Below are 3,848 nucleotides of genomic sequence, written 5' to 3'. Positions count from 1 at the left end.
CGCTGCTCGACCGACGCGTAGAACGAGTCGAGGTCGGCATGCAGGATGGTCGCCGGCCGGGCCGGCGATCGCGCAGAGGCGTCGGACACGAACATATGTTCGCATCGGGTACCGACAGGTCAGGGGGTCTCGCCGTAGATGCTGGTGATCCAGATGTGCACGAGCGTGTCGAGCACATGGCCCTCGGGGACCGCCGGTCGCTCGTCGGCGAACGCTGCGATAAGCACGCGTTCGTTCATCAGGTTCAGCGCGGTGGCGAGATCCTGGGCCGGTAGCGTCGTAGGCGCTTCGCCTCGGGCCCGCTCGGCTTCGATGATGCGTGCGGTGTTGTCGATCCATTTCTGCATGGACTTCGACCACAGTTCGCCGGCCTCGGAGATCGTTGCGCGTGCCTCGTAGGCGGCGCGGGAGACCGCCTTGTGGGTGCCGAAGCCCTCGAAGAAGAAGTTGATTCCGGCGCGCCAGAAGTCGTACCTGTTGGTGGGGATCTGGTCGGATTGGGCCTCGAGCGCGGAGTCGGCCCCGACGATGACGCGTTCGATCAGCGTGACCAGGACGGCGTCTTTGGAGGAGAAATAGAAGTAGAAAGTCGGCCGCGAGATGCCGGCCCCCCGGGCCAGATCGTCGACCGAGATCTCGGCGAGCGATCGGCCTTCGAGCAGTCGCTCGGCGGTCTCCAGGATGGCCAGCTCGCGATCGTCGCCGGATGGGCGCGCGGCCCGTCGGCCCCGGCCGGGGCGGGCTTGGCTGGCAGTCGTCACCTCAGTGACTTTACATCACGTCGAGTTTCTCGACAGACTGTTGACTTATTCGACACGGCGTTGATAACTTGACGTCATGACCGAATTTGTCGACGTAGTGATCGTGGGAGCCGGCATCTCCGGCATCAGCGCCGCTTGGCATCTGCAGGACCGCTGTCCGGGCAAGAGCTATGTGATCCTGGAACGCCGGGACAATCTCGGCGGCACCTGGGATCTGTTCAAGTATCCGGGCATCCGTTCGGACTCCGACATGTTCACCCTCGGCTTCCGGTTCAAGCCGTGGACTTCGGACAAGGCGATCGCCGACGGGCCGGACATCATGGCCTACCTCCAGGAGACCGTCGCCGAGTCGGGTATCGACAAGCACATCCGTTACGGCCAGAACGTCAAGTCCGCCGACTGGTCCGACGAGGACAGTCGCTGGACGGTGCACGTGGAGCGTGACGGCGAGCAGATCGAGATCTCTGCCCGGTACCTGATGGCGTGCAGCGGCTACTACAACTACGACCAGGGTTTCTCGCCCGAGTTCGCGGGATCCGAGGACTTCGCCGGCACCATCATCCACCCGCAGCACTGGCCCGAGGATCTCGACTACGCGGGCAAGCGCATCGTCGTCATCGGCAGCGGCGCCACCGCCATCACTCTCATTCCGGCACTTGCCAATTCGGGCGCCGGCCACGTGACGATGCTGCAGCGGTCGCCGACCTACGTCGGTGCGCTGCCCGATGTGGACCCGTTCACCGTCCGGATGAACAAGACGCTGCCCACCAAACCGGCCTACGTCGTGAACCGCTGGAAGAGCATTGTTTTCCAATCGGCGCAGTACCAGATCGCCCGTCGTTTCCCGAAATTCATGCGCAAGACGTTGATGACGATGGCGCAGCGGCGCCTGCCCGAGGGGTATGACGTCGCCAAGCACTTCGGACCCAGCTACAACCCGTGGGACGAGCGGCTGTGCCTGGCGCCCAACGGCGACCTGTTCAAGACGATCCGATCGGGCAAGGCCGATGTGGTCACCGATACGATCGAGCGGTTCACCGCTACGGGCATCAAGCTGTCCTCCGGACAGGAACTCGAAGCCGACATCATCGTCACGGCAACGGGTTTGAACCTCCAGCTGTTCGGCGGGGCGCAGATCACCCGCAACGGCAAGGAGATCGAACTCAACGACACGATGGCCTACAAGGGCATGATGCTGACCGAGATGCCCAACATGGCGTTCACCATCGGGTACACCAATGCATCGTGGACCCTGAAGGCAGACCTGGTCTCGGAGTTCTTCTGCCGCGTCATCAACCACATGGATGCCAACGACTACGACACCGTCGAGCCGCGCCACCCGGGCAACAGTGTGGACGAGCGCCCGCTGATGGACTTCACGCCCGGCTATGTGCTTCGAGCGCTGGATTACCTGCCGAAGCAGGGTTCGCGGGCACCGTGGCGCCTCAAGCAGAACTACCTGATCGACCTGCAGTCCATCCGCCGCGGGAGGGTCGACGACGACGCGTTGGCCTTCTCCCGGAACCGGGTGCCTGCGACGACGTCCGCATAGCCGGTAGTCACCCCGACGCAGCGACGACGACGATGCCGTCGTCGTCGCTGTGGGCGATGTGCCCGGGCACGAACACCACGCCCCCGAACTCGACGGCGCCGTCACGCACGCCCTCGCCGGTCTTGGAGCTCTTGCGCGGGTTGGTGCCCAGCGCCTTGATGCCGATGTCGAGCGTCCGGAGCACCGCCGCATCCCGCACCGCGCCGTTGATGATCAGACCCGCCCACCCGTTGGACCGGGCCAACTCGGCGATGAGATCGCCGACCAGTGCGGAATGCACCGAACCGGCCCCGTCGATCACCAGCACACCGCCGCCGCCCGGTTCGGAGAGCACCGACTTCAGCAGGGCGTTGTCCTCGAAGCACCGCACGGTCGTGATCGGCCCGGCGAACTGGGACCGGCCGCCGTACTGACCGAGCTGCAGATCGCAGCTGCGCACGTCGAGGCCGATCTCGTCGACGAGGTCGGCGGTGGGGCGCGGGGTAACAGTCACGAAGTGTCTACTCGCCACTGCTGCGTCGGGCGACATACAGCACCGCGACGATCGTCAGCAGCCCGGCGATCAGTGCCGCGGCGACGGGAAGGCGCGACGAGTCGTGTTCATCCCGCTGGGCCGGGGGCGCGCCGGCGACTGCGTCGGTGGCGGTGGCAACGGCTGCTTTGGCTTGTGCTGCTGCCTCTTTGGCGGCCGAGGCCACGTCGCCGTTCGTTTTCGCGAGTGGCGTGGGCGGCTTCTGTGGCGCAGGTGCCGGGGTCTTCTTGGCGGGTGCCGCCTTCTTCGCCGGCGCCTTCTTCGCAGCAGCTTTCTTCGCGGGAGCTTTCTTCGCCGGGGTCGCCTTCTTGGCGGGCGCGGCCTTCTTCGCGGCAGCGGCCTTGTTCACCGGCGGCGCCGACGGTTCGCGCGCAGGGGTGGCGGCATCGGGACTCTCGTCGGGCCGATCCGGCTGGTCTGCCATGTAACTGCTCCTTTTGCGTGGTCTGCACCCGGCAGTGTCCCCATCATGCCAGGGAGTGAAGTCACGTCGATTCTGGTGTCATCCGGTGACCGCGAGGGCGGCGGCCGCAGCCAGTGTCACGGCCATCAGCGCCAGTTCGGTGTAGGCGCGGGAGCGTGAGATGACGGCCGTGGCACGGTGCGCTCGCGCGGCGGGCAACCAGTGCGACCGATTGCGCCACGCCAGGGCCATCAGCACAGCGGTCAGCACGATCTTGGCGGTCAGCACCCTGCCGTACCCGGTGGTGTACAGATCGGTGGGCGAGCTGATCACCACCGCTGCGCCGACGACGCCCGCAGCCAGCAGCACCGCGACGCACCACAGCGACAGCTGGGAGAATCGTGGCAGTACCCGGGCCCATTGACCGCGGTGCTCGACGGTGAGGACCAGACCGGCGAGAACACCGCACCACAGCGCCGCGGCGAGGGCGTGGACCGCGATCGCCGTCCCACCCCACGGGCTCGCCGACAGATGCCCGGTCAGCGGGTGCCCGAGAATGCCGACGGCAGCCACGCCGGCGGCGACCGCACGCGACGCGCC

The 3,848-nt window shown here is 66.3% G+C and carries 5 protein-coding genes; 1 reads left to right on the top strand and 4 read right to left on the bottom strand.

The features are described from left to right. Positions 1 to 119: 119 nt before the first annotated feature. Positions 120 to 761, bottom strand: a complete 642-nt coding sequence (locus tag WA965_RS23375) for a TetR/AcrR family transcriptional regulator (RefSeq protein ID WP_526302831.1) — start codon at positions 759 to 761, stop codon at positions 120 to 122. 76 nt (positions 762 to 837) lie between these two features. Between WA965_RS23375 and WA965_RS23370 the strand changes: the two genes are divergently transcribed. Continuing rightward, on the top strand, positions 838 to 2,313 hold the full coding sequence (locus tag WA965_RS23370) for a flavin-containing monooxygenase (RefSeq protein ID WP_526302832.1): 1,476 nt from the start codon (positions 838 to 840) through the stop codon (positions 2,311 to 2,313). 7 nt (positions 2,314 to 2,320) lie between these two features. Here WA965_RS23370 and rraA read toward each other — a convergent pair whose 3' ends face one another. The 3 genes from rraA to WA965_RS23355 form a co-directional block, all read right to left on the bottom strand. Beyond that, entirely contained in the window at positions 2,321 to 2,806 is a 486-nt protein-coding gene (gene rraA, locus WA965_RS23365) for a ribonuclease E activity regulator RraA (RefSeq protein ID WP_526302833.1), read from the bottom strand. Positions 2,807 to 2,813: 7 nt separating this feature from the next. Beyond that, a complete protein-coding gene (locus tag WA965_RS23360) occupies positions 2,814 to 3,269 on the bottom strand; it encodes an Rv3852 family protein (protein ID WP_526302834.1) in 456 nt (151 codons plus the stop codon). A 78-nt stretch (positions 3,270 to 3,347) separates the two neighbouring features. Then, positions 3,348 to 3,848, bottom strand: a 501-nt coding sequence (locus tag WA965_RS23355; protein WP_526448124.1) for a CopD family protein, incomplete at its 5' end; no start/stop codon positions are given.

Source organism: Mycobacterium sp., assembly GCF_049683935.1.
Classification (GTDB): Bacteria; Actinomycetota; Actinomycetes; order Mycobacteriales; family Mycobacteriaceae; genus Mycobacterium.
Note: the sequence above shows the minus strand (reverse complement) of the source record. Positions and strands in the feature narration are given on the sequence as shown.